We start from the raw sequence: 25,702 nt of genomic DNA on the forward strand, positions 1-25,702 counted from the left end.
CCATCTTCTCAGGTGACGCGGCGCAACCTGACCAGGTAGGTCTGCGCGACGACCACCACGGCGAGGAAGGCGCCGCTGATGACCTGCTGATAGCTGCTCGGCACGTTGCCGACCTGGTTGATCATGTTCTGGATCACGCCGAGCAGCAGCACGCCCGCGATCGTGCCGGCGATGGTGCCCGCGCCGCCGGTCAGCAGCGTGCCGCCGATCACCACCGCGGCGATCGCGTCGAGCTCCATGCCCGTGCCGAGCACCGTGACGCCGGAGCCGAGCTTGGCCGCGTTGATCGCCCCGGCCAGGCCCGCGAGCAGGCCGGACATCACATAGACCCAGACTTTGGTACGGCGTACCGCGATGCCCATCAGACTCGCGGCGTCCTCGCTGCCGCCGACCGCGTAGACCGCGTGACCGAAGCGGGTGCGCGACAGCAGCACCATGCCCAGCACGAAGACCGCCGCCACCAGCCACACCGGATAGCCGATGCCCAGGAACGAGCCGGTGCCGAAGCTGCGGAAGGTGTCGCTGCGGACCAGGTACGTGGTGGAGCCCTCGTCGCTCAGCGCCCGCATGAGCCCGCGCGCGCCGAGCAGCGCGGCGAGCGTGACGATGAACGGCGCCATCCGGGTGTACGCGATGAGCAACCCGTTGAGCACGCCGATGACCCCGCAGACCGCCAGCGGCACGAGGAACGCCGGGATCAGCCCCCACTGCGACGCGTACGCCGAGACCACGCCGCCGAGCACGTAGAGCGAGCCCACGGAGAGGTCGATGCCGCCGGTGATGATGACGAAGGTCATGCCCAGCGCGATCAGCGCGGGCGGCGCCGCCGCGATCAGGATGGTGCCGGCGTTGTCGAAGCTGCGGAAGTTCGGGAACGACGCCGTGGCGACCAGCACCACGACGATCAGCACGGCCAGCGCGCCCTGGCGTTGCACCAGGCCGACCATGCGGTCGGTGCGTTCCGCCCGGCGCTCGTCCGCGGCGACGACGGCCGCGGGGACCTCGGGGTCCGACACGATTCCAGTGCTCACCGGGACTTCCTCTCTCGGGCGACGTAGACGGCGATGAGGATGATGACGGCCTGCACCATCTCGGTCGTGGAGGGCTGGAGGTTGTGCTTGATCATGGTGGCGACGACCAGCTGCATGAGCAGGGCGCCGGCGACCGTGCCGAGCACCCGCACCTTGCCGCCGGTCAGCGGGGTGCCGCCGACCACCACGGCGGTGATGGCGGAGAGCTCGATGAGCAGGCCGACCGCGGAGGCGTCGCTGGACTGGATGCGGGCGACGGCCAGCAGGCCGGCGATGGAGGCCAGCACCGAGCAGAGCACGTAGACCGTGATCAGGACCCGCTTCACCGGCACGCCGGCCAGCTCGGTCGCCGGCCGGTTGCCGCCGATCGCGAGGAGCCGCCGCCCGAAGACGGTGCGCCGCACCACGAAGGCGACGACCAGCACCAGCAGCGCCGCGATCCAGACCAGCATCGGGATGCCGAGGAAGTCGCCGGAACCCAGGTAGATGAGGTCGTCGTTGCGGACGTCCTTGAGCTGGCCGTCGGAGATGACCAGGGCGAGGCCGCGGCCACCGACGAAGAGCGCGAGCGTGGCCACGATGGGTTGCAACCCGACCCGGGCCACCAGCGTGCCGTTGACCAGGCCCACCACCACGCCGGCGACCAGCGAGACGAGGATGGCCGCGACGACGCCGTACCCGAGGTAGAGGGGGATCAGGGCCGCCGCGAGGGCCATCACCGAGCCGACCGAGAGGTCGATGCCCTCGGTGCCGATCACCAGCGCCATGCCGAGCGCGACGATCACGATCGGCGCCACCTGGATGAGCTGGATGCGCAGGTTGCTCCAGGTCAGGAAGTTCGGCGTGAACAGCACGTTGTAGAGGACCAGCACGCCGATCGCGACGTAGACGCCGTACTTCGGCAGCCAGGCGCGGACCCGGGCCAGGTCGATGGCGGGCCGCGTGGCGGTCGCAGCCTCAGTCGTCATTGCCAACCTCTTTCGCTTCGACCGCCGCGGCGGCGATCGTTTCCAGGAGCGCCTCGGTGGTCACGGCGTCGCCACGCAGTTCGCCGACGACCGCGCCGTCGCGCAGCACCACGACCCGGTCGGAGCCCTCGACCAGTTCCTCGGCGTCCGAGGAGACCAGCACGACGCCGAGCCCCTCGGCGGCCAGCTCGTCGATGAGCCCCTGCACCTCCGCCTTGGCGCCGACGTCGATGCCGCGGGTCGGCTCGTCGAGCAGCAGGACCTTGGGCTGGGTGGCCAGCAGGCGGGCGAGCAGGACCTTCTGCTGGTTGCCGCCGGACAGGTCGCCGACGCGCTGGTCCGGGCTGGACGCCTTGATCCGCAGCCGGGTCATGTACGTCCGGACCACCTCGTCGATCTTGCGGTCCGAGACCAGGCCGAGCTTGGACATGCGGGGGAGGATGGCGAGGGCGATGTTCTCGCGTACGGACAGGCCGGCGACGATGCCCTCGGCCTTGCGGTCCTCGGGCTGGACCGCGATCCCGGCCTTGACCGCCTGCACGGTGGTGGGCCGGTTGAGCGCCTTGCCGTCGACCGCGATCTCGCCGCCGTCCACCGGGTACGCGCCGCCGATCGCCTTGATCGTCTCGCTGCGCCCGGCACCGAGCAGCCCGCCCAGCCCGACCACCTCGCCCGGCCGTACGGCGAAGCTGATGTCGTGCAGCTTGCGGCGGCTGTTCAGGTCGGTGACCTTGAGGACCGGGGCCGCGTCCTCGGCACCGCCGTGGTCGCCGCCGAAGCCGGTGAAGCCCTCGTGGCGGACGGCGGACATGTCGCGGCCGAGCATCAGCGAGACGAGCCGCAGGCGCTCCAGGTCGGCGAGCTTGCCGGTGTGCACCACCTTGCCGTCGCGCAGGATCGTGACCGCGTCGCAGATCTGGTAGAGCTCGTCGAGGCGGTGGCTGACGTAGATGATCCCGATGCCCTGCGAGTGCAGGTCACGGATCACGCCGAAGAGCGTCTCCACCTCGCGCGGCTCGAGCGAGGAGGTGGGCTCGTCCATGATGACGACCTTCGCGTCGATCATGACGGCCCGGGCCAGCGCGACCATCTGCTGCGCCCCGAGGGCGAGGGTGCCGAGCTGACGGCGGACGTCGGTGGTGACGCCGTAGCGCAGCAGGATCTCGTGCGCCTCCCGGAACATCCGCTTCTCGTCCAGCAGGCCGTACGCGGTGCGCGGCTCGCGGCCGAGGAAGAGGTTGTGCGCCACGCTCATCAGCGGGATGAGGTTGACCTCCTGGTAGATCGTGGAGATCCCGGCGCGCTGGGCGTCCATCGGGGAGTCGAAGCGGGCCGGCTCGTCGCGGTACCGCAGCTGGCCGCCGTCCGGCTGGTACACGCCGGTCAGCACCTTGATCAAAGTGGACTTCCCGGCGCCGTTCTCGCCGACCAGGGCGTGCACCTCGCCCGGCTGAAGGGTGAAGGACACGTCGTCCAGGGCGCGTACGCCCGGGAACACTTTCGAAACGTCGACGACTTCTAGCAGCGCCATGAACGCATTCACTCACTTCTCAACATAATCCGTCAAGAGTTCGCACATCGTCTTTGTGGTTTTGTGGTTGCGGTGGGGGCTTGGGGGGCCGGGGATGGCCCACTCCGGGCGGTCAGGCTTGGTCCCTGCGTGGGCCATCCCCGGCCCCCCAAGCCGTTGTGGTCCGGCTCGGGGGGACGGTTCGGCAGCCTGTTGGGGTCATGGCAGCGGGGCCGGGCGGTCTTGCGACCGGCCGGCCCCTTTGGGGGTGGGTGGTTAGCTGAGGGGGGTGGTGTTGGTCCAGGTGGTGTCGGGGGCGTAGCTGGATGGGTTGTCCCAGGGGTTGCCGCCGCCGTTGGTGGCTATGTAGACGGCTTCGGCGTAGTGGCGCCAGTGGTAGCCGGGGTAGTTGAAGGACTCGAGGGATACGTTGTTCGTTCCGCCGTTGAGCGGGGGTTGGGCGCAGAAGGTGGCGTCCTGCTGGAAGGTGGTCGTGTTGTCGTTGGTGGCCTTCTGGAGGCGGTAGCCCGAGTGGCGCAGGTACTGGCCCGGGAAGTTGACAGACTCGAACGTGTAGCAGCTGGTGTCGGCGAGGCCGGTGCGCACGGTGAAGGTGGCGTCGGCGCGGTCGGTGGCCGGGCTGCTCGCGCTGAGCACGTCCGTACGCGCGAGTCCGTCGTAGTGCCGCAGGTAGCGGTTGTCGAACCCGGCGGTGGTGACCCGGAACGACCGCTTCTGGCCGACGGCCAGGTCGGCGCCGCTGCGCCACAGCGGTGGCGAGACGGCCCAGGTGGCGTCGTCGTTGAACGAGCCGCCGGTGTTCTGGTCCATCCACACCTCGTCGTTGCGGTGCCGCAGGTAGTAGCCCGCCATGTTGGACGCCTCCAGCGAGGTGCCGCCGCCGGAGAGGCCGGGACGCGCGCAGAACGTCGCGTCCGCGTTGAAGGTGCCGCCGGTGCTCGCCTCGCTGTAGACCCGGTAGGACCGGTGGCGCAGGTAGCGGCCGGGGAAGTTGCGCGACTCGAACGAGTAGCACGCGGCGTTGGCGAGGCCGGGGCGGACGTAGAAGGTGGCGTCCTGCCGGTCGCCCGTCGCGCTCGTCGTGCTGATCACGTCGGTGCGCGCCGCCCCGTCGCGGTGCCGCAGGTAGCGGTTGGTGAAGCCGGGGGTGGTGACCCGCAGGGACGCGAGCTTGTTCGTGGACAGCGTGGTGCCCGTGGCGGCCCCGAGGACGCTCTGGTTCACCGCGCGTACCCGGGCGAAGTCCATCTTCTGGATCTGCCGGTCGTACGTGTAGAAGCCGTTGAGCTCCTCCTCCACGTCCGTCGGCTCCGTGTAGACCGAACCGGAGAGGCCGTTGCCGTTGATCAGATCCACCAGCTTGCTCGTGATCTGCACGTAGCGGCTGGTCAGCGAGTTGTTGTCGGGCAGCCACTCGTACGCGAACTTGCCGCTGGTCGGCCACTCGTGCCCGGCGACGCGCAGGCCCAGGCCGCCGTACTCGCCGTTGACCGCGATGCGGGTGGCGCCGGGGGAGCGGGTGATGCCGGGGCCGACGTACATGTGGTCGTCGATCACGTCGCCGTTGCCCGGGTCCGGGTCGGAGTCGCAGCAGTTCGAGCCCGAGTTGTGGTTCACCAGCCGGGTCGAGTCCCAGCTCTTGACCAGGTCGGCGATGCGGCCGGCGTCGTACTCGCCCCAGCCCTCGTTGAACGGCACCCACTGGACGATCGACGTGATGCCCTTGTGCTCGTCGATCATCTCCTTGAGTTCCTTCTCGAAGCGCTGGCGGCCCGCCGTGGACGGGTCCCTGCCGCTGGCCAGGGCCGGCATGTCCTGCCAGACCATCAGGCCGAGGCGGTCCGCCCAGTAGAACCAGCGGTCGTTCTCCACCTTGATGTGCTTGCGGACCATGTTGAAGCCCAGCGCCTTCTGCTGCTCCAGATCGAAGCGCAGCGCGGCGTCGGTCGGCGCCGTGTAGATGCCGTCCGGCCAGTAGCCCTGGTCGAGGGTGCCCAGCTGGAACACGAACTTGCCGTTCAGCGTCGGGCGCAGGACGCCGCCGAGCATCGCCTTGCCGAGCGAGCGCATGCCGAAGTAGCCGCCGACGGCGTCGCCGCCGGCCATGGTCACCCTGAGGTTGTAGAGGAACGGGTCGTCGGGGGACCAGAGCCGGGCGTTCGGTACGGGGACCCGCAGGCTGCTGCCCACGGTGCCGGTCGCCGTGCCCACCACGGTGGTGCCGTTGAGCACCTGCGCGGTCACGCTCGCGCCGGCCTGCGTACCCTGCACGACCAGGTCCAGCGCGCCGGCGGCGACGTTGGGGGTGGTGTCGAGCCGGGTGATGCGCTGCGCCGTGGTGGGCTCCAGCCAGACGGTCTGCCAGATGCCCGACGACGGGGTGTACCAGATGCCGCCGCGGCTGGTGCGCTGCTTGCCGACCGGGATGTCCTGGTTGTTGGTGGGGTCCCAGACGCCGACGATCACCTCGTTCGAGCCGCTGCGCAGGGCGCCGGTGATGTCGTACGAGAACTTGTCGTAGCCGCCCTCGTGGGTGCCGAGCAGGGTGCCGTTCACCCACACCTTCGACTGCCAGTCCACCGCGCCGAAGTTGAGCTGCACGTTGCGGCCGGACCACCCCGCGGGCACGGTGAAGGTACGCCGGTAGTACATGAAGTCCTCGTGCCGCATGATCCCCGAGAGGGCGCTCTCGATGGGGTACGGCACCAGCACCTCCTCGCCGAGGTTGGTGTTCACCGGCGGCGTGTTGAGGTTCGTGGCCCGGGCGAACTGCCAGATGCCGTTGAGGCTCTGCCAGTCGGGCCGGGTCAGCTGGGGACGCGGGTACTCGGGGAGCGGGTTGGTCGTGGACACCTGGTTGGTCCACGGCGTGCTGAGCGGGGGCGTCTTCGGGGCGAACGCCGCCGCCGGTGCCTGGGTGGCGATGAGGGCGCCGGCCGAGGCGGTCAGCGCGGCGGTGGCCACGGCGAGGAGGCGTCGCCAGGACCGGGATGGATGTTCAGTCACGTTGGTTCTCCTTGCCAGGAGCGTGCTGGAGGGGACGGGTGACCGATGACCGCGAGCGGGGAGGGGGTCATCGGCGTGAAACACATATTGACTGTTGTGAACAACCCTTATCAATAGACGAACGCCGATGCGCACAGACGGCACACGGCGGTGCCGGGTGGGTCCGACACCGCCGTGGGGGAACTGCCGCGCGCTAGTAGGCGCTGTTGATGTCCGTCTTCGCGTTGCTCTGGTCGTACTCGCGGTCGCTGATGATGATGTCCTCGGCGATCGGCTCACCGTTGAAGAACTTGGTCGCCGTCTCGAAGGCCAGCGGGCCGAAGCGCGGGTTGGACTCGATCACCGAGTAGATCCAGCCGTCCACGATGCCCTGGACTGCGCCCTTGGTGCCGTCGATCGAGACGATCTTGACGTCACCCTTCTTCTTGCCGGCGGTCTTGAGGGCCACCGTCGCACCGAGCGCCATCTCGTCGTTCTCGGCGTAGATGCCGTTGATGTCCGAGTTGGACTGGAGCAGCTGCTCGGAGACCTTCTGGCCCTCCTCGCGGGAGAACTGCCCGGTCTGCTCGAAGGTGATCTTGATCTCGGGCGCGACCTTGGCGATCTGGTCCTTGAAGCCCTTGGTCCGCAGCGTGGTGACGTTGTTGCCGGGCGCGCCCAGCAGGATCGCCACCGAGCCCTTGTTGCCCAGCGCGGCGGCCATCTTGTCGGCCGCGCGCTTGCCCTGCTCCTCGAAGTCCGACCCGATGAAGGTCAGGTAGTCCTTGCAGGAGGTCGCGTTGATCTTGCGGTCGATGGTGATGATCGGGATCTTCTTGGCCGACGCCTTCGCGAAGACCGAGTCCCAGCCGTCCGAGTTCAGCGGCGCGATGACCAGCAGCTGCACGCCCGAGTCGATCATCTGCTCGACGTCGCTGATCTGCTTGTTGAACTGCGAGTTCGCGTTCGTGGTCTGTAGGTTGGCGCTCGGGATGCCCAGCTTCGCCGCCTCGTCCTTGATGGACTTGGTCTCGGCGATGCGGAACGGGTTGGCCTCCTTCTCCGACTGGGAGAAGCCGACCTTCGCGGTCTTGAGGTCGATCTTCGTGCCGCCGAACTGCTCCAGCGTGCACGACTTGGCACCCGGGGCGGCCGACTGCACGACCTGCGCGCCGGCGGACGGGTTGGACCCACCCGCGGCGGGGGTGTCGCTGTCCTCCGACTTGGCGCAGGCGCTGACGAGCAGCAGGGCTGCGCCCAGGGTTATGACTGCCGGCCTCCAGCGGCCGGACATGGCGCTCATGGCATGTGCTCCTTAGTGGTGACTGCGAAACCGGCGGACGGGGCATCGACGAGGGTGGCTTCGACCGTTTACCATCCGGAAACACATTCACGCACTATCGAACTTTTCCTGTCAAGGTCACGGTCATTACCAATCAGAAACGAACGCGACGGTCCGTTGTCGGACGACCTCGTGGGCGCAAAACCGCAGCTCAGGACGGTGCCCGGTGGCGAGATGCCGAACGTCCACCTTCGATCAGGCCGCAAATCGATGTTTGTTACCGATCACAAGTGGACGGAAACGCGTCGGCATGCTTGTGCGTTCGAGCCGTCCGGTCCGGACTGCCGGCAGCGGAGGGCCGGCCGGCGGACCCTCACTGCCGGGACTGCGCCGCGTCGCGGACCGGATCGACGCCTACTTCCGCCAGGCGCTGGCGGGTCCGGCGCAGATCCCAGCGCGAGCCGAGAACGGTGTAGAGTTCGATCGCCTCGGCGCCGACCGCGGCGGCCTCGTGCGGGCGGCGCTTACCGGCCAGCAGGACGGCGGCGTCCTCCAGTGCGGTGGCGAGCTCGGTCACCCGGCCCACCTCGCGATAGTGCTTCGCCGCTTCCAGCGCCGGCTCCGGATCCCCGGAGAACAGGGCCCGGCAGCGTGCGGACGCGGCCCAGGCTCGGGCCGGGCGGACCTCCTTGGCCGCCTCCTCCATGCAGATCTCCATGGCGCGTTTCGCGAAGTCGTCGCGGCCCGTCTGCAACGCCAGCCGCAGGGCGTCCGGAAGCCATTGATGCCGCAGCATCATCGGCGCGTAGTCGGGGGTGAGCAGCGGCGTGAGCAGGCTCAGGGCGTCGTCCGGCCGGTCCTGCTGCTCGGCGCCGAGGGCCTGCGCCACGAGCAGGAAGTCGCAGCTCTCCCGCTCCGCGTCGGAGGCCGGCAGGGTGTCCGCGGCGTCCAGATGGGCCGCGGCCAGATCGGCCTCGTCGCGGTGCCCGGCGATCAGCGCCGCCACGCCGTGCAGCAGCATGGCGACCGCGCCCGGCTCCCGCATGCCCAGGAACGTGATGCCGGGCGCATCGTCGGTGACCGCGCTGACCTCGGCCATGGCGTCGTCCCAGCGGCCGAGCCAGTAGTACTGCACCGCCGACGCCACCTGGAGGCTGGCCGGCAGCCGATGCCGGATCGCGAAGAGGGCGGCCTCCCGCAGGGTCCGCTCGGCCTCCTCCAGCCGGTCCAGGTTCTGCAAAGTGAACATACGATTGTCGAGCAGGTCGAAGTACATGCCCGCGAACGTCGGGTGGTCGTGCATGGTCTCGAGCGCGCGGTCCACGTACTCCAGGGCGCGCTCGTGGTCGCGTCGGATCGAGTGGGTCAGCCAGGTCGTCTGCAGGGCGAAGGCCGCCTCGTAAGGGCGGCGCGCCGCCAACGCGTCCGCGTGCATCTCCCTCGCCGCCGCATCAGCCCGGTCGAGGTCGGCCAGATTGCCGCGGCGGAAGTTGGCCAGCAGCACCCGGTGCCGGGTCTGCCACAGCTCCGGAACCGCCGGGTCCTCCAGCGCGTCGCCGAGCATCGCGATGGCCTCGTCCGTTCCGCCCCGCCGGAACGTCATCGCGGCCAGGAGCTGCCGCATCTCCGCCCGGTCGCCGGGATCGGTGGCGAGGGCCAGCGCCTCCCGTGCCTCCTCCACCGGATAGCGCTCGCGGCGGAAGTCGAGCTTGACCAGGGCGACCAGGAGAACCTCCCGCTGCGAGCGGTCCGGCAGCTCCGTCGCCAGCACCTGACGCAGCAGGTCGCCGGCGATCGCCGGGGTCCGCTTCACCACCTCGGCGTGGTGTTCCGTCAGCCACGCCACCACCCAGGCGTCCACCACCGGGGTCTCGGCGGCGAGCTGCTCGGCGACCCGGGTCACCGGGCTGCCGCCACGGGCCAGCACCTCCGCGGTGTGCCGGTGCAGGGCCGCGCGGGCCTTCGCCGGAATGCTCTCGTGCAGCGCCTGCCGCAGGAACGGGTGCCGGAAGGCGAGGTCGCTGCCCGCGTCCACCACCACGTTGGCGGCCAGCGCCTCCTCGAGGTTGGCTATCAGGTCGAAGGGTGAGCGGCCGGTCACCGCGACCACGTCGTCGACCGCGAACTGGGTGCCCAGCAGGGCCGCCATCCGCAGCACCTCCTGGGTGTCCTCGGTGAGGAAGTCCAGCGTGGCCCGGACCACCGAGAGCAGCGAGCGGGGCGCCTCCACCGGCACGGACGGGTCGATGTCCGCGCGGCCGTCGGTCACCTGGACCACGCCGCGGCGGATCAGGGCCGTGGTCATCTCGCGGGCGCAGAGCGGGTTGCCGCCCGACCGGGGCACCACCGCGGCCAGGTGCGGCCCGATCGGCGCACCGACCAGCTCCGCGATCAGTTTCTCGACCGCCTGCGGCGCCAGCGCCTGGAGCAGGAGCACGTGCCCGTGCCGCGCCTGCACGCCGCGGCGCAGCTGGGAGAGCTCGCGGCCGTGCGGCTCGGACCGGGCCGCGGCGACCAGCAGCAGCGGCAGCCGGCGGGTCGCCGAGACGAGCCGGTCCCAGAACAGCACGCTGGACTGGTCCGCCCACTGCAGATCGTCGACGACCAGCACGAGCGGGGCCACGGCGCAGGCCGCCCGGACGTACGCGAGCACGCGGTCGGCCAGCGCGGCCGGCCCGTCCTCCTCGCCCTCGGTGCCGTGCAGCTCGGCGGCGAGCGCGGCCAGCCGCGGGTCCCCGGAAGTGGTCTCGAGGCCGAGCGCCCGCGTCACCACCTGCAGCGGCACGTACTGGTCGAGTTCGTCGGCGACGCCCCAGGCGAGCTGGCAGCCGGCCCGGTCCGCCTCGGCGAAGGCGGCGGTGAGCAGCTCCGACTTGCCGATCCCCGGCTCGCCCTCGATCCAGACCGCGGCGCCCCGCCCCGCCGCGACCGCCTGAATCAGGGCGCGCAGCTGACCCAGCTCGTCGTCCCGGCCGACCAGCCGGGTCCCGGCGAAGCCGTCGCGCAGCGCCCGGGCGACCTGCGCCGGCACGACCGGTGGCACCGGGCGGACCGCGGCGGCGGGCTCGTCCGAGCCGGCCAGGATCTTGCGGTGCAGCTCGCGCAGCGCCGGACCCGGCTCGACGCCGAGCTCGGTCATCAGGGTGCGGCGGGCGTTGCGGAACACCTCGAGGGCGTCGGTGGAGCGCCCGGTGCGGTGCAAGGCGAGCATCAGCAGCTCGTGCAGGGGCTCGTGCAGCGGGTGATCGCGGACCAGCCCGGCCAGCTCCGCGACGAGCCCGTCGTCGCCCAGCTCCATCACCAGGCGGGCGCGCTGCTCGACCGCGGCCAGGCGGCGCTCGGTCAGGTGGGTGCGCTCCAGCTCGAGGCGGTGGCCGGAGAGGCCGGCGTACGCGTCCCCGTGCCACAACTTCAGCGCCTCGTCGAGCCTCTCCGCGGTCGCCGGCAGGTCGCCCGCGGCCTGCAGTTCGGCGGCCTCGGCGCAGAGGGCGGCGAACCGTTCGCTGTCGAGGTCGCCGGGGAGCAGGCGCAGGGCGTACCCGGACGGGCCGGAGGTGAGCAGTTCGTGGCCCGAGCGCGGGTCGTCCTTCGGCGCCAGGCTCCGCCGCAACCCGGAGATGTACGTGTAGACGCTGCCCGTCGCGGTGGCCGGCGGCGAGTCGCCCCAGATGCCCTCGATCAGCTCGTCGCGGCTCACCAGGCGGCCGTTGCTGGCGGCGAGGACGGCGAACAGGGCGCGCTGGCGGGCCGGGCCGAGGTCGATCTCGCGGTCGCCGAGCCAGGCCCGCACGGGGCCCAGGACCGAGACGCGGAGCCGGTCACCGGATGATGTCACCACGTGTCCTCCGTTCCGCGGATGCGGAGACTCCTCGTCGCTTCTGGGGACCAGCGGGCCGTCAACGGATAACAGAAACCTGGTCGCCGATCAACGCTGAGCGCGAAAGATGCGGCACGGTGGGATTGCCGGACAGGTGCGGGCGGAGCCGGGTCAGCAGGATGCGGAAGCGATCGAGCCAGCGGACCGGGATGCGGCGCTCGCTGAGCACCGCGCGGGCGACCTCGGCCGCCGCGTCGTACTCGCCGCGGCGCTCGTGGGTCAGCGCGGCCACCCAGCGCATCTCGCCCTCGAGGTCCGCGTCGGCGGTCCGGGCGGCGACCCAGTTGGCCTCCGCCACGGCGCTGCGGCCCTGGCGGAGCAGGAGCCGGGCCAGCCATGCGGTGAGTACGAGGCGTTCGCCGGACTCGACGGCGTGCTGGGCGCGAGCCCGCTGCAGGACCGTGACCGCGAGCTGAGGCGCCCGGCCCGCCAGCTCCTCGACGTGGGCGGTCAGCCACCGGGCGACCGGGCCGTCGAGCGGCACCGGCCCGGCCAGGAGCTGGGCGACCACCCGCTCCGGCGCCCCGCCCGCGTCGGCGATCCGCTCGGCGTAGGACCGGTGCAGGATGACCCGCAGCGCGGCGGGGGTGCCCTCGTGCAGCACCCGGCCGACGACGGGATGCCGGAAGGCGACGTCCCGGCCGGAGGCGTCCAGCACCCCGGTGGAGACGGCCGGACGGAGGGCCTCGGCCAGCTCGGCCGCGGGCCGCCCGGTCACGACCGCCAGCTCGTCGAGCGGGCAGCGCAGGTCCTGGTCCTCACCTCCGGCGGGGTCGACGGGGCGCAGGAAGGCCACCGCCCGCAGAAGCTGCCGGGTCTCCTCGGCGAAGGGTGCGAGCTGGGCGCCGACCGCGCTCACCAGCTCAGCCGGGAGGGCGGCGGGCTCGTCGGTCGCCGCGGCGGCCAGGTGGCGCAGGTAGAACGGATTCCCCCCGGCGTCGGCGAGGAGGCGGCCGAGCGTACGCGGATCCGGCGGCTCGGGGGCGCAGGACCGGACCAGGGCGGTCGCCGCCGCCGGGGCCAGCGCGGGCAGCTCGATCACGTCGTCGGCGGGCACGCCGTCGAGCACCTCCGCGCCGGGCCGGGCGGCGGCGATCAGCAGCAGGGGCAGCTCCGCGGTGACCCGGTGCAGCGCGGCCCAGACCCGCAGCGTGACGGCGTCGGCCCACTGCAGGTCGTCGGCGACGAGGATCAGCGGGGCCTGCTCCGCGGCCTGCCGGAGGAGGGCGACCGCGCGGTCCACGGTGCGGACGATCGAACCGTCCAGGGCGTCGGCCGCGATGGTGAAGAGCTGCTTGACGACCGTACGGGCGGCGTCGCCGGCCATCGCCGCCTCGACGCACTCGAGGAGGACGCCGAGCGGCATCCGGCGTGACAGCTCGTCGCCGACCGCCCAGCCGATCCGGCAGCCGGCCGGGACGGAGCCGCGGAGGGCCACGGCGAGCAGCGCGGATTTGCCCATGCCCGGGGTGCCCTCGATGCGAAGGCTGCGCCCACGGCCCGCGGCGACCTCGGCGGTGGCCCGGCGCAGGAGCCGTACCTCGGTGTCCCTGCCGGTCAGTGCGGGGCGGTCGGCATACGGGATCTCGACGGTGCGCTCGCCGGGCCCGATCCGGACGCGACCGCGCGCGGGCCGCGGGGTGTCGCCCGGCTCGGTGCCGGCGTCGGGCCGCGGCTTCGTGCCGGGATGGTCCTGAACGTCGAGGGCCTCGGCGCGACGGCCGCCGGCGTGCAGCGCTGTCGTGAGCATGCCACGCAGGTTCTTCTGTAGCGGATACGTTTCAATCAGGGCGCGCAGAGCGTCGATCGCGTCGTCGTGGTGACCCAGTTCGAGGAGCAGCGCAGCGTGTCGCTCGGCGGTGGCGAGCCGCAGCTCCGCCAGGCGCAGCCGCTGGGCCTCGGCGAAGGGGCCGGGCACGCCGGCGAGGGCGGTGCCGTGCCACAGCCGCAGGGCGGACTCGAGCGTCGCGAGCTCGGACCGCCTGTCGCCGGCGGTGCGGTGCCGCTTGCCCTCCTCACGCAGCGCCTCGAAGCGGAAGGCGTCGACGTCCTCCTCGCGGACGTGCAGGCGATAGGTGCCGCCACCGGAGGACAGGACCTGTCCCGCCGCCCAGCGGTCCCGGGCCGGTTCCAGCATCTGGCGCAGGGCGGAGACGTACGTGTAGACGTTGCCGGTCGCGCTGGCCGGGGGGTCGTCGCCCCAGACCGCCGCGATGAGCTGCTCGCGCGAGACGGAGCGCCCGGCGTTCAGGGCCAGGACGCTCAGGACGGCCGTCCGGCGCGCCGAGCCGAGAGGTAGCTCGGCACCGTCCCGCCGCACCCGGACCGGACCGAGCAGGCGGAGGTCGATGCCCTCGTGCTCTGCCGACATGGTTTTCCCAACCTCGTCGTGGGGATTTCTCCCACTCACCCTCGACGGTTGAACGTACAAGCTTCATCCGCCGCCGACCAACGTCCCCCGTTGGTACTCGATGATGCATCGTCTTTGTTACCGGTGACATTTGTAGCCGCACCCGGCAAGCCCCACCTCGGGTGCGGCCCCACCATCGTGCCGTCCCGGCCGGTCGTCCGGGTCCCTCTCGAGAGCCATTCTTAACCGCGTCCGTGCCCCGGTGCCAATCCGGCGCTGCCGCGGCGAAAGCCCCGAAATGGTTACCGGTTGGTACGCCGGGGCGACGGCAGGGGCAAAGAAGCGGGTCGGGCGGGGCATTCCCCGTACGGATGCCTTCCGGGGGGACGTCGTCCCTGATGGACTCGGTCGGTGCCGCCCGATGGAGACGCCCTGCCGAATCCCTTTGCCGGTGAGCTGTTTCTGACGCTCGCCGCCGAGGGTCGGCTCGTGCTGGATCCCGTCAGCGCGGACGAGACCATCGCCGGCCTGGAGCGCACCCTCTCGCTGATCCGCGCGCGGCTGCGGGTCATACGGATCTGGGAGCAGTCGCCTACCCAGCGTGTCGACGAGCTGCCGGAGGAATTGGCGCAGGACGTCATCGACGCGGTGTTCGCCGACCAGTTGGCGCCGGGCAAACTCGAGCAGGCCGCCGCCGAGCTGCCGAAGTACATCGAGGCCCTGCGGCGGGCATGCCGCTACGCGCAACCCGGCGAGTAGTCGCCATCCTGACCGGCAGCCGACTTAAGAGATCGGCAATGAGCTGCGTCGATGCCAAAACCTTCACGCCCTTCATGGCGCTGTGAAGGTGGCTTGGAGATTTTCTGAAGGACGCTTCCGGAGACTGATCCCGCCCTAACGATCAACCGGAGGTAGCAAGTGGAACAGGTGCGGGTAGCCCTGCAGGCGTCGGATCCGCTGAGCCAGGCGGGCCTCGCCAGCTATCTTCAGTCGCGGCCGGAGCTCACGCTGCTGCGCAGCGCGGACCGCGCCGAGGCGAAGGTTCTGGTCGTCTCCTGCGACCGGCTGACCACCGAAGTGGTGGCGACGCTGCGCCGCTCGGCCGCCGAGGTCGGCGCTCCGGTGGTGCTTATCACCAACGAGATCAACGAGAGCGAGCTGCTGACCGCCGTGGAGTGCCGGGTGGTCGCCATCCTGCCCCGCGTGGCGGTGACCGCGGACCGGCTCGTGCACAGCGTGCTTGCCGCTGCCGCCGGTGGCGGGGTCATGCCGCCGAACCTGGTCGGCGAGCTGCTCAAGCACATCGAGCGCCTCCAGCGCGACGTGCTCGCCCCGAACGGGCTCAACGCGTCCCGCCTCACCCCGCGCGAGGTCGACGTGCTGCGGCTGATGGCCGACGGGCTCGACACCAACGAGATCGCCGGCGAGCTCTGCTACTCGGAGCGAACGGTGAAGAACGTGATCTATGGCGTGACGCACCGGCTGAAGCTGCGCAACCGGTCGCACGCGGTCGCGTACGCACTTCGCACCGGAATGATCTAAAGGGCGGACTGAACGCTAGAGGGTCTCACCCTGGACAAGGGTTGTAGCGTTGCGTCATGGCTTCGAGGGGGATCCGGGACCGCTTCCGGGCGCAGATGCGGCAAGAGGTCAAGCAGATGGCGTTGCGGCAGCTGGCCGAGGGCGGGCCGGCCGCGCTGTCGCTCAACGCCATCGCCAAGGAGCTGGGCGTTTCCGGTCCGGCCCTCTACCGCTACTTCGCCGGCCGGGACGCGCTGCTCACCGAGCTGATCCTGGACGCGTACGCGGACCTCGCCGCCGCTCTCGAGGCCGCCCCGCCCCGGCTGTTCGAGCTGGCTGCGGCGTACCGGGCCTGGGCCGTCGGCGAGCCGCACCGTTACCGGCTGCTCTTCGCCGCGCCGCTGCCCGGCTACGACGCCCACGACGATCGTCTGGTCGCGGCGGCGCATCGGGCGATGACGCGGGTGATCGAGGTCGCCGGGCCGGGCCCGGAGCCGGAGCCCGCCCTCGCGCGGCAGCTCGCCGCCTGGTCCGCCGCCACCGGCCCGGCGGTCGCACTGCGCGCGGTCACCGCGTGGAGCCGGCTGCACGGCCTGGTCAGCCTGGAGATCGAGGGCAATTTCCGGTCCATGGGGCTCGACCCGGGCCTGCTCTTCGACGCCGAGATGCGGGAGTTGGACCGAATGATCAGTAACTGACCTTCCGGGTGAGCACCGCCTTGCCGCACGATCCTCGCCCAGAGTCGGCGAGTTTCGAGCGTGGAGTGATGCGACGTGCCCCCAACGGTCCGAGTAGCGGTCCTCTTCGGAGGCCGGAGCACCGAACACGACGTCTCGTGCCGGTCGGCGGCGAGCGTGGTGCAGTGCCTCGACCGCAGCCGTTACGAGGTCGTACCGGTCCGGATCACCGTCGAGGGTGAGTGGATCGTCGGCACCGACCTGGCCACCGCCACGGTCGACGAGGCCGCGCTGCGGGCGATGACCCCCGAACCGGACGGGTGGCGCCCCACCATCGTGGAGAGCCTGTTCCGTGCCCTCGAGGCACTGCGGGACGTTGATGTGGTCATGCCCATCCTGCACGGCCCCTACGGCGAGGACGGCACGGTGCAGAGCGTGCTCGAGCTCGCCGGTCTTCCGTACGTCGGCAGCGGCGTCCTCGCCAGCGCCACGTCGATGGACAAGGAGTTCACCAAGAAGATCCTCGCCGCCGACGGCATCGCGGTCGCCGACGGTGTGGTGCTGCGCGGCGCCGACGACGAGGTGACCCGTGCGGAGCGGGAGCGGCTGGGCCTGCCCACCTTCGTGAAGCCGGCCCGCGGCGGCTCGAGCATCGGCGTCTCCCGCGTCGACGACTGGGCCCAGCTGGCGGCGGCCGTCGACGCGGCCCGCCTGTGCGACGCGAAGGTGCTGGTGGAGGCGGGGGTGCCGGGCCGCGAGATCGACGTCGGCGTGCTCGAGCTGCCGGACGGCCGGCTGGTCGCGAGCCCGCCGCTGGAGATCCGGGTCGTCGGCGGCCACGGCTTCTTCGACTACGACGCGAAGTATCGCGAAGGCCTGACCGAGTTCGTGATCCCGGCCGACCTGGACCCGGACACGACCGAGTGGCTGGGGGCCGAGGCGATCCGCGTGTTCCGCACGCTCGGCTGCGCCGGCCTGCTGCGGGTGGACTTCTTCGTCGACCCCGAGCGGGGGCTGACCGTGAACGAGGTGAACACGATGCCCGGACTCACCGCCATGTCGCAGTTCCCGCGGATGTGGAAGGCGGCCGGCACGCCGTACCCGGAGCTTCTCGATCTGTTGATCGCGACAGCCCTCGCCGGTGACCGCCGGCCGGCCCCGGCGCTTCCGTCGTGAGCGACGGGGGATGGTGGGCCCAGGTTTCCTACACCGACGCGGACGACGCTCCGACGCAGCTGCTGCCCGCGGTGACGCCGCAGCCCGCGCCGAAGCCGGTCCGCGATCCTGAGCCGGAGGCCGGGGCCGAGGCGGACACCGTACGGACGCCGGCGAAGCCGCGGGCGGGCTGGGCGGACGTCGCCAAGGGTGTCTGCATCGTGCTGGTCGTGCTGTGGCACGTCATCATGAAGCACTACCTGCAGATCTCCTGGCACCTGCCGGCACCCATCCCCGGCCTGTGGGGCGCGTTCGGCGACCAGCTCCTGCCGCTGCGGATGCCGGTCTTCTTCACCATCTCCGGGATGTTCGCGGCGTCGGCGGTGCGGCGCACGTGGAAGGTCACCGCGCGCAGCCGGATCGCCAAGTTCTATTACCTGTACGCGGTGTGGTTCATCGTCCACACCACGGTGCTCGCGATGGTGCCGAACTTCGACACGCTCGCCGCGCGCAAAGCCCTGGACCTCCTCGAACAGGTCACCATCACCCCCACCAACCTGTGGTACCTGATCGCGCTGGCGGTCTACTTCGTCGTCGCCAAGCTCACCCGGGAACTGCCGACGGCCGTGGTGCTCGGCCCGGCGCTGCTGCTTTCCGCGGTCGCCTCGGCCGGCCTGCTCGCCGCCCCCGGCAACCGCGGGCAGCTCTACCAGAACCTGTTCTTCTTCCTGGCCGGGCTGCGGTTCAAGCCGTGGATCGAGCGCCTGGCGCGGACGGCGAACCTGCGCATGCTGGTGGCCGGCGGCGCCGCCTACCTCGTCATCATGCTGGCGATGCGGCTGCTGAACGCCAAGGAGTGGTTCGGCGTGTGGCCCGCGGTCAGCGCGTTCGCGGTGGTCGTCGGCGTCGCGGGCGCGGTGCAGCTGGAACGCCTGAAGCGGGTCGCGAAGCTGCTGGAGATGCTGGGCCGCAACACGCTGCCGATCTACGTCATGCACATGCCGCTGCTGGCCCTGCTGCACGCCGCGCTGCTCAAGCCGTTCTCCGACGCCGGCACGCCGGTGCAGCTGCTGCTGGCCGTCTTCCTGCCGATCGTGCTCACGGCGCTGCTGGTCATGGCGTGCCTGAGCCTGCGCGCCTGGATCGAGGCGGCCGGCGGCACCTGGCTCTTCGACCTGCCGTCGCGCTCCCGCCCGGCCGCCGCCGAGGCGCCCGCCGAGGTGCCGGCGCAACCCACGGCCGCGCCGGTCGCGGAACCCGAATGGGACGACCAGGCGACGATGGTGCTGCCGCGGGTCAGGTGAGCTCGATGCCGGTGGTCTCGCGCCGGAACAGCAGGCTGCACAGCACCTCGAGGCCGCGGTTGAGGTGCCGCCGGTACGTGCTGAACGGCAACCCGAGGCGCTCGGCCGCGGCCTCCTGGGTGGGCGCGCCGCCGAGATAGGTGGCGACCAGCGCCCGATGCGACTTGCCCTGCCGCGGGTCCTCGCCCAGCGCGTCGATAGTGGACTGCAGGACGGCCCGCAGCGCGGCCACCGGCTCGGCGGACGCGTCCGAGGCGGCCACCATCCGGCTGTGCACCAGCGGGTTCTCGGCCAGCAGGTCGGGGCGCCGCCAGGAGCGCAGGGCGTCGCGGACCGCCGCGTCGAACTCGGGGCGGGGCAGGGACTCGACCCGTACGGCGGACACCAGCGTGGTGCCCTGCTCGAGGCGGGACAGCACCGCCTCGTGGCGCAGCGGGTCGCGCCACTGCAACTCGGTACGCACGGCGTTGCGCACGTACGGCCGTACCCACACGCCCTCGGAGCCGCAGTCGGCGTACGGCAACTCGCACAGCCAGCGGAACAGCTCCACGGCGTCACCGTCGGCGACCGTGGCGCGGACCAGCTTCTCGGTGGTCGTCTCCGCGTACGCGCAGATCTCCAGGGCGTGCCGGTGCGCCGCCGACGGCACGTCGCCGACCACCTGGCGGACCACGGCCTGGGCCACCGAGAGGCGTACCTCGTCGTCGTCCTTGTCCCCGCCGATCGCCTCCACCGCCAGGCGCAGCGCGAGCGGGTTGCCGCCCGCCAGTCGCTTGAGGAACGGCTGCCGGCGGCGGGGTACGGCGTACCGGTCGAGCAGCATCTCCGCCTCGGCCGGCGACAGGTCGGCGACCCGGTGCACCCGCAGGACGTCGTTCCAGCCCGGGTCGGCGGTCCACTGGACACCGGGCGGCGTCCGCGAGGCCAGCACGACCACCGTGCCGACCGGCAAACCGGGCAGGAACTCGTCGCGCAGCCACGACTCCGCCGGCTCCCAGCGCTCGAACTCGTCGACCAGCAGCACCGGTCCGGCCATCCCCGCCGGGGTCGGCGGCACCGCGGTGAGCAGCGCCGGGCTCAGGCCGCCGGGCTCGAACCGGTCCACCCGCACGACCTGCCGGTTGGCCCGTTCCGCCTCGACCGCGTAGCGCCGCAGCAGAGTGGTCTTGCCCGTGCCGCCGGCGCCGTGCAGGTAGAGCACGGTGAAGAGCGACCCGCCGGCCAGCGCGGACCGGAATGCCGTCATCTCCGCCGCACGGCCCACGAAGGCGCGGTTGCGCGCCGATCGGAGGTAGTGCTCCAGGCGGGTGACGGCGTGCTCCTGATGCGCCATGTCCGCCAGTGGTCCCTCCGGGCGCGCGAGTGTGAAAAGATCATGACCGCTCTGCATGGTGGTGCGATTCTTCCCGTCGACGTGTTTGCTCCTGGTAAATCGTGCACGTGCCGGGCCTACGCAGGTTCTTTTTGCCCCGGCCTCGGGCCATCATGGCCCTTTCCGACAAGCGTGTGGCGATGCCGGAACTGTCCGTAACGGCGGCGGATTGATCAGTGAATGGTCTTCAGAATGAGCAGGGCCGTCCCCCACCATGCGCCGAGTGTCGAATTCAACGCCTCGATCGGGGGCCGGGCGGTGACGGCGATGGCGGAGGCCGTTGTCGATCTTGATGCCATCGCCCACAACACCCGCGTGCTCGCCGCGCCCGCCGGACCCGCCGGGATGATGGCGGTGGTCAAGGCCGGCGGCTTCGGCCACGGTGCCGCGGAGGTGGCGCGTACGGCGCTGCGCCACGGCGCCACCTGGCTCGGCGTGACGTCCGTCGACGAGGCCCTCGCCCTGCGTGCGGAGGGCCTGAGCGCGCCGCTGCTGCTCTGGCTCTACCCGCCGACGGAGACGTTCGAGGCGGTGCTCTCCGCGGGGATCGACGTGTCGGTCGGCGCGGTCGCCGCCCTCGAGGTGCTCGCCGACGCCGCCGATCGCACCGGCACGATCGCGAACGTGCACCTGAAGGTCGACACCGGAATGTCGCGCGGCGGCGCGCCCCTGGAGGAGTGGGCGCAGCTGTTCGCGTGGGCGCGCAAGTTCGAGAGCGCGGGGCTGCTGCGCGTACGCGGCCTCTGGTCGCACCTCGCCAACGCGGAGAACCCGGAGTCGCCGGCCCTGCTCGCCCAGATCCGCGAGTTCGAGGCGGCCCGGCAGACCGCCACCGCCGCCGGTCTCGCCCCGCCGATCCTGCACCTGGCCAACTCCGCCGCCGGCCTCCAGGTGCCCCAGGCGCGGTACGACCTGCTGCGCGCCGGCATCGGCCTCTACGGCATCGAGCCGGTGCCGGGGAAGTCCTACGGCCTGCGGCCGGCGATGACCGTACGCGCCCAGATCCTGCTCACCAAGCGGGTGCCGGCGGGCACCGGCGTCTCGTACGGGCCGGACTTCTTCACCGACCGCGAGACCACGCTGGCGCTGGTGCCGCTGGGCTTCGCCGACGGCGTGCCGCGGCAGACCGGCGGCCGGGCGTCGCTGTCCGTACACGGCGTCCGTTGCCCCGTCGCCGGCCGGGTGAGCATGGACCAGGTCGTCCTCGACGTCGGGGACCTGCCGGTACGCGCCGGCGACTGGGCTGTCATGCTCGGTCCCGGCGACCTCGGCGAGCCCACCGCCGCCGAGTGGGCCGAGTGGGCGGGCACGAACCCGCACGAGATCCTCACCGGAATCGGAGCCCGCGTGCGACGCCGATACGAGAGCCGCGACACCCCGTGAGCCGGCCGTCAGACAGCGCCGGCGTGCTCGCCACCGCGGCCGGCATCGGCCTGTGCGGTGCGATCGTCGAGTTCGTCGTCGCCCGGCACTATCTCCAGATCGAGTGGGGGATCACGCTGCCCGTGCCGCTGCTGTGGTGGGCGGCCGGCGGGGTGGCGGTGGTCCTCGGCGCGCCCCTGCTGATGGTGTCCCTCGGACGGGTGATCCGGCGGCTCGTCGCCCTCCCGTGGGGCCGGCTGATCCTCACCTGGGCGCTGCCCTGCCTGGTCGGCCAGGTGGTGTGGATCGGCGTCACCCTGGTCCTGCTGCGGCGCTACAACCCGGGGCTGCTCGGCGTGCCGATCCGCGACGTCCGCGAACTGCTGACCGTCGTCATCCTCCCGCCACCCCAGCTGTCCCTGCTCTACGTCCTGGGGCTCTTCCCGGTGCTGGCGAAGGCGACGCAGCGACTCCCGGGCGTGGCGCTGGTCGCGCTGCTCGCCGCGGCGTCCCTGCTGACCACGACGGTGACGTTCGCCGTCTTCCTCGCGGTCGGGCTGCGGATGGCCGGCGGCGTCGACAAGCTCGTCGAGACGGCCTCCTGGCGGAGCCTGGTCCCGCGCGCGGCGGTAGCCGCCGCCGGGGGCGCCGTGCTCGCCGTGGACCGCTTCCCGGCCGGCCTCGCCGTGGTGGTGGCCGGGCTGGCCGCCGTGCCGTTCGGGCTCACGCTGGCGGCCCTGATCCGGCTGCGGCTCCTGGCCGTCGCCGGTGCCGCGGCCGTACCCGCGTATCTGCTTCTTGTTCCCGTCCTCGCCCTGGCGGACTCCGTGCTGCTGCCGCGGTTGTCGGTGCAGGGCTCCGCCGTGCAGCTCGCGGTCGCGGTGGCCGAGCCGGCCGTGCTGACCGCGGGAATCGTGCTGGGCGGGATCGTGCTTCACGCCATCGGCCGCAAGGTCCGGGGCCGGACGTTCGCGGAGGTCAACCCATGAGGAGACGACTGGCGGCGGTTGCCGTGACGGCCCTGCTGCTCGCCCCGGCGGGCTGTGCGTCCGACAAGGAGGCGCCGAAGACGGCCGGCACCGCCACGCCGGAGCTGACCCTCACCTTCGCGGGCGACGTGCACTTCCAGGACCGGGTGGACAAGCTGCTGGCCGACCCCGCCACGACGTTCGGGCCGGTGGCGAAGGAACTCGCCAAGGGCGACCTGACGTTCGTCAACCTGGAGACGGCGATCACCGGGCGCGGCAAGCCGGAACCCAAGCGGTACCTGTTCCGGGCGCGCGACGCGGCGGTCCCCGCGCTGAAGGCCGCCGGCATCGACGTGGTGTCGCTCGCCAACAACCACAGCCTCGACTACGGCCGGCAGGGACTCGCCGACACCATGGCGGTCGCCAAGCGCGGCGGCATCGGCACCGTCGGCGCCGGCCGCAACGTGAACGAGGCGTACAAGCCCCTGCGGCGTACGGTGCGCGGCGTCCGCATCGCCGTGCTCGCCTTCGACCAGGTGGACGACCTCGCCGAGGAGTGGGCGGCCGGACCGGACAAGGCCGGCCTGGCCATGGCGTTCGACAAGGAACGGGCGTTCGCCGCGGTGCGGGCCGCGCGCGCCGACAGCGACCTCGTCGTCGTGCTCCCGCACTGGGGCACCGAGGGGGACCGCTGCCCGAACCCGCTGCAGCGCGACTTCGGCGCCGGGCTCATCCGGGCCGGTGCGGACATCATCGTGGGCGCGCACGCCCACGTGCTGCAGGGTGCCGGGCGCTCCGGTGACGCCTACATCGCGTACGGGCTGGGCAACTTCCTCTGGTACAGCTCGGGGCTGTTCCAGCCGTACAGCGCCCGGGCCGGCGTGCTGCGGCTGACCGTGCGGGGCCGTACGGTGGTCGGCTCGGAGTTCGTGCCCACGGTGGTCTCGGGCACCGGGCGGCCGACCGTGCTCGCCGGCTGGCGGGCCGGCATCGCCCGGGACAACTTCACCGCGCTGCGCGGGTGCGCCGGCCTCGACCCCGTCAGTAGTGCGCAGTGATGGTGCGCGCGATCCCGTCGACCGTCATCCGCCCGCCGTACGGCAGCACCCACTGCGGGTCGGTGTGTCCGAAGTCGACCCCGAACACGATCATCGCCTCCGGGTGGTACGCGGCGAACGCCTTCAGCACCGCCTCCCGCTGCTCGTCGCGGTAGGCCTGCCGCTCCTCGACGGGACGCGGCTGGAACAGGGCGGTGGCCTTGGCCGTGCCGACCAGCACGGCCGGGAACTGCTCCAGGAGTCCCCGCTCGCCGAAGTCGCGCAGCATGCGGAACACCGCCGTGGCGGACGGCATCTCCTCGGACGTCTCGAGCAGCAGGATCGAGCCGGCGTAGTCCGCGACCGGCCGCACCCAGCGGCCCACCGCCAGCGTCGGGTGCAGGGACTCGAGGCAGCCGCCCCAGGTCCGCCCGCTGACCACCCGCCCGGCGCCGTGCCAGACCCGTCCCGGGCTCGTCAATGACGGCACCGACCCGGTGAGCGCGATCGGATCGCCCCAGTTCAGCTCGTCCTCGCGGAACTCGGCGGCGGGGCGGATCTCCAGGTCGCCGCCGGTGAACAGGGCGGCCCGCAGCGACGCCGCGACCTCCGGGCCGACACCGGACGCCCGGCTCAGGTGCACCATCGTCGACATCCCGTGATATCCGGCGACGCCGTGACACCAGAGCCAGTTCAGCAGGTTCGTATTGTCCGAGTAGCCGAAGAACGGCTTCGGGTCGGCCACGAACGGCGCCGGGTCGAGGTGGGGCAGCACGGTGATCTGGTCGTCGCCGCCGATGGTCGCGAACACGGCCCGGATCGCGGGGTCGGCGTACGCGGCCATCAGGTCGGCGGCCCGCTCCCGGGGCGTGGAGTGCCGGCGGGTCGTGGGGAACTCGACCGGCGCCAGGCCGAACTCGTCGCGCAGCCGCTCCAGGCTCCGCTCGTGCACGGCCGGGAACTCGGCCGGTGCGGCGTAGGACGGGGAGAGGACAGCGACGCGATCGCCGGGAGTCAGCATCCCCGCATTGAAGCAGCCCGTCGTCAGGGCGTCTCGCGAAATATGGCTATCGCGTCCGTGGGTGGGCTCTTTCGGTCATTGCTTGTTGCGGGTGTCGATCAGTAGCCGCCGCAACCGGGCGTTCTCCCGCCGCAAGGTGGTGATTCTCCGCGCCGCCCGACGGCGCCACCATGCGGCGAGCACCTCGTGGCCGCGGCCCGCGTCGTGCGCGAGACGATAGAACGTATTCATCGTTACCGCCTCCTTCGTCCGGTACGCCGCGGCTAATTCCCGGGCGCTGTGAACCGGGACCACGGCACGTCCGTTGTGGCTGTTCGACAAGGGCTCGTCCGGGCCTTCGCCGTTCCAGACGAGCGTCGGCCCGGTGCGGTTCACGGAGCCGCCGACGATTGAGGAGGGAGATGCGGATGCACGTCCCACCCGATGCCGCCGTCGACGGCGAGCAGACGGCCGAGGCCGTTCCCGGCCGGCACTCGCACACCTATTTCGGGAAACGGATCACACCCGCGTCCGCGCCGATCGAGGAGGCGCCGGGGATGGGACTCCCGGCTGACGACCCCGAGTCCGGCGTCGTCCCACCGGCTCGCACGGTGGCTCGTCCCGGCCGTCAGGTGAAGCGGTGGCAGCCGCATCAGCCTCAGGTCGCCGCGCCACCCGTGCCGGGCCCGGTGCATCCGGTGGACGTGTCGCCGGGGCGACTTTCCGGGGAGGGCCTGGCCTGGGTCGCGGCGCACGGCGGATGTGGCGCGACGACGCTCACGGCCGTACTCGGCGGGGTGGACCTGGGTTGCCGATGGCCGCAGGCGGCACGGAACGAGCCGGCCCGGGTGCTGCTCGTGGCCCGTACGCACGCCCAGGGCCTGCGTGCCGCGTCGCGTGCGCTCAACGCGATCCGCGAGGGTCGCCATCCGGCTGATATGCAGCTGATGGGACTCGTGCTCGTGGCCGACGCGCCGGGAGGGCTTCCGCGCCCCCTGCTCAGCCGCATCAAAGTGCTCCGGTCAGCCGTGCCGGTGTATCGGATCCCGTGGATCCCGGCCTGGCGGATCGGGAAGAAGATCGATCGGCTGCCGCGTCAGGTGACCAAACTGGAGCAGCGGGTCCGAGCCGTTCTTCTGGGCGCCCGTATGACGGCCTGAACGAACGATCCGCCCTGCCGGCGGGTGAACCTCCGGACCGAGGAACGAATACGCAAATCTGGGTGGCTGTTCGGGCGAGACGGGTCGTCGGACGCGACACCCTTCCGGCAATGGTGCAACCA

General features: G+C 71.7%; 19 protein-coding genes. 9 read left to right on the forward strand and 10 right to left on the reverse strand.

Features of this window, described 5'->3' with window-relative positions; all coding sequences use genetic code 11:
* Window positions 1–8: 8 nt before the first annotated feature.
* The 7 genes from CLV70_RS15460 to CLV70_RS15490 form a co-directional block, all read right to left on the reverse strand.
* Window positions 9–1,031 (reverse strand): ABC transporter permease, encoded by a 1,023-nt coding sequence (locus CLV70_RS15460; RefSeq protein ID WP_245908241.1) that lies wholly within the window; start codon window positions 1,029–1,031, stop codon window positions 9–11.
* Window positions 1,028–1,999 (reverse strand): ABC transporter permease, encoded by a 972-nt coding sequence (locus CLV70_RS15465; RefSeq protein ID WP_106127176.1) that lies wholly within the window; start codon window positions 1,997–1,999, stop codon window positions 1,028–1,030. Before CLV70_RS15465 ends, CLV70_RS15460 begins: the two co-directional genes overlap by 4 nt.
* Window positions 1,989–3,530, reverse strand: coding sequence for a sugar ABC transporter ATP-binding protein (locus tag CLV70_RS15470; RefSeq protein ID WP_106127290.1), 1,542 nt, complete (start codon window positions 3,528–3,530; stop codon window positions 1,989–1,991). Before CLV70_RS15470 ends, CLV70_RS15465 begins: the two co-directional genes overlap by 11 nt.
* Before the next feature lie 255 nt (window positions 3,531–3,785).
* Entirely contained in the window at window positions 3,786–6,536 is a 2,751-nt protein-coding gene (locus tag CLV70_RS15475) for an AbfB domain-containing protein (RefSeq protein ID WP_211303769.1), read from the reverse strand.
* Between the two features lie 193 nt (window positions 6,537–6,729).
* Window positions 6,730–7,818, reverse strand: a complete 1,089-nt coding sequence (locus tag CLV70_RS15480) for an ABC transporter substrate-binding protein (RefSeq protein WP_106127178.1) — start codon at window positions 7,816–7,818, stop codon at window positions 6,730–6,732.
* 352 nt (window positions 7,819–8,170) lie between these two features.
* Entirely contained in the window at window positions 8,171–11,635 is a 3,465-nt protein-coding gene (locus CLV70_RS15485; protein WP_425440157.1) for an ATP-binding protein, read from the reverse strand.
* A 58-nt stretch (window positions 11,636–11,693) separates the two neighbouring features.
* The gene (locus tag CLV70_RS15490; protein ID WP_106127179.1) at window positions 11,694–14,045 is read right to left on the reverse strand and encodes an ATP-binding protein; all 2,352 of its coding nucleotides are present in this window, start codon (window positions 14,043–14,045) and stop codon (window positions 11,694–11,696) included.
* 390 nt (window positions 14,046–14,435) lie between these two features.
* On the opposite strand from CLV70_RS15490, the gene CLV70_RS15495 reads away from it, so the two are divergent.
* From CLV70_RS15495 to CLV70_RS15515, 5 genes are all read left to right on the forward strand, one after another.
* Window positions 14,436–14,783, forward strand: a complete 348-nt coding sequence (locus CLV70_RS15495) for a hypothetical protein (protein ID WP_106127180.1) — start codon at window positions 14,436–14,438, stop codon at window positions 14,781–14,783.
* A 159-nt stretch (window positions 14,784–14,942) separates the two neighbouring features.
* On the forward strand, window positions 14,943–15,566 hold the full coding sequence (locus tag CLV70_RS15500) for a helix-turn-helix transcriptional regulator (protein WP_106127181.1): 624 nt from the start codon (window positions 14,943–14,945) through the stop codon (window positions 15,564–15,566).
* 56 nt (window positions 15,567–15,622) lie between these two features.
* Window positions 15,623–16,243, forward strand: a complete 621-nt coding sequence (locus CLV70_RS15505; protein ID WP_106127182.1) for a TetR/AcrR family transcriptional regulator — start codon at window positions 15,623–15,625, stop codon at window positions 16,241–16,243.
* Window positions 16,244–16,318: 75 nt separating this feature from the next.
* The gene (locus CLV70_RS15510) at window positions 16,319–17,398 is read left to right on the forward strand and encodes a D-alanine--D-alanine ligase family protein (RefSeq protein ID WP_106127183.1); all 1,080 of its coding nucleotides are present in this window, start codon (window positions 16,319–16,321) and stop codon (window positions 17,396–17,398) included.
* Complete coding sequence (locus tag CLV70_RS15515; protein ID WP_106127184.1) at window positions 17,395–18,681, forward strand: acyltransferase family protein; 1,287 nt, start codon at window positions 17,395–17,397, stop codon at window positions 18,679–18,681. Before CLV70_RS15510 ends, CLV70_RS15515 begins: the two co-directional genes overlap by 4 nt.
* Here CLV70_RS15515 and CLV70_RS15520 read toward each other — a convergent pair.
* Complete coding sequence (locus CLV70_RS15520; RefSeq protein WP_106127185.1) at window positions 18,674–20,014, reverse strand: RNA polymerase sigma factor; 1,341 nt, start codon at window positions 20,012–20,014, stop codon at window positions 18,674–18,676. The genes CLV70_RS15515 and CLV70_RS15520 overlap by 8 nt on opposite strands.
* Before the next feature lie 231 nt (window positions 20,015–20,245).
* Between CLV70_RS15520 and alr the strand changes: the two genes are divergently transcribed.
* From alr to CLV70_RS15535, 3 genes are read left to right on the forward strand one after another with little or no spacing between them, the layout of a single operon-like run.
* Window positions 20,246–21,436, forward strand: coding sequence for an alanine racemase (gene alr, locus CLV70_RS15525; RefSeq protein ID WP_211303770.1), 1,191 nt, complete (start codon window positions 20,246–20,248; stop codon window positions 21,434–21,436).
* Window positions 21,433–22,404 (forward strand): hypothetical protein, encoded by a 972-nt coding sequence (locus tag CLV70_RS15530; RefSeq protein WP_106127186.1) that lies wholly within the window; start codon window positions 21,433–21,435, stop codon window positions 22,402–22,404. The genes alr and CLV70_RS15530 overlap by 4 nt, the downstream gene beginning before the upstream one ends.
* Window positions 22,401–23,441 (forward strand): CapA family protein, encoded by a 1,041-nt coding sequence (locus CLV70_RS15535; protein ID WP_106127187.1) that lies wholly within the window; start codon window positions 22,401–22,403, stop codon window positions 23,439–23,441. Before CLV70_RS15530 ends, CLV70_RS15535 begins: the two co-directional genes overlap by 4 nt.
* Here the strand turns inward: CLV70_RS15535 and CLV70_RS15540 are convergent.
* Window positions 23,425–24,441, reverse strand: coding sequence for a S66 family peptidase (locus CLV70_RS15540; RefSeq protein ID WP_106127188.1), 1,017 nt, complete (start codon window positions 24,439–24,441; stop codon window positions 23,425–23,427). The two genes, CLV70_RS15535 and CLV70_RS15540, sit on opposite strands and share 17 nt — an antisense overlap.
* Window positions 24,442–24,516: 75 nt before the next feature.
* Complete coding sequence (locus CLV70_RS15545; RefSeq protein ID WP_146164068.1) at window positions 24,517–24,816, reverse strand: hypothetical protein; 300 nt, start codon at window positions 24,814–24,816, stop codon at window positions 24,517–24,519.
* A 32-nt stretch (window positions 24,817–24,848) separates the two neighbouring features.
* Between CLV70_RS15545 and CLV70_RS15550 the strand changes: the two genes are divergently transcribed.
* Complete coding sequence (locus CLV70_RS15550; RefSeq protein WP_245908243.1) at window positions 24,849–25,580, forward strand: DUF6668 family protein; 732 nt, start codon at window positions 24,849–24,851, stop codon at window positions 25,578–25,580.
* The last annotated feature ends 122 nt before the right edge of the window (window positions 25,581–25,702 follow it).

The organism is Pseudosporangium ferrugineum (assembly GCF_003002065.1).
Classification (GTDB): domain Bacteria; phylum Actinomycetota; class Actinomycetes; order Mycobacteriales; family Micromonosporaceae; genus Actinoplanes; species Actinoplanes ferrugineus_A.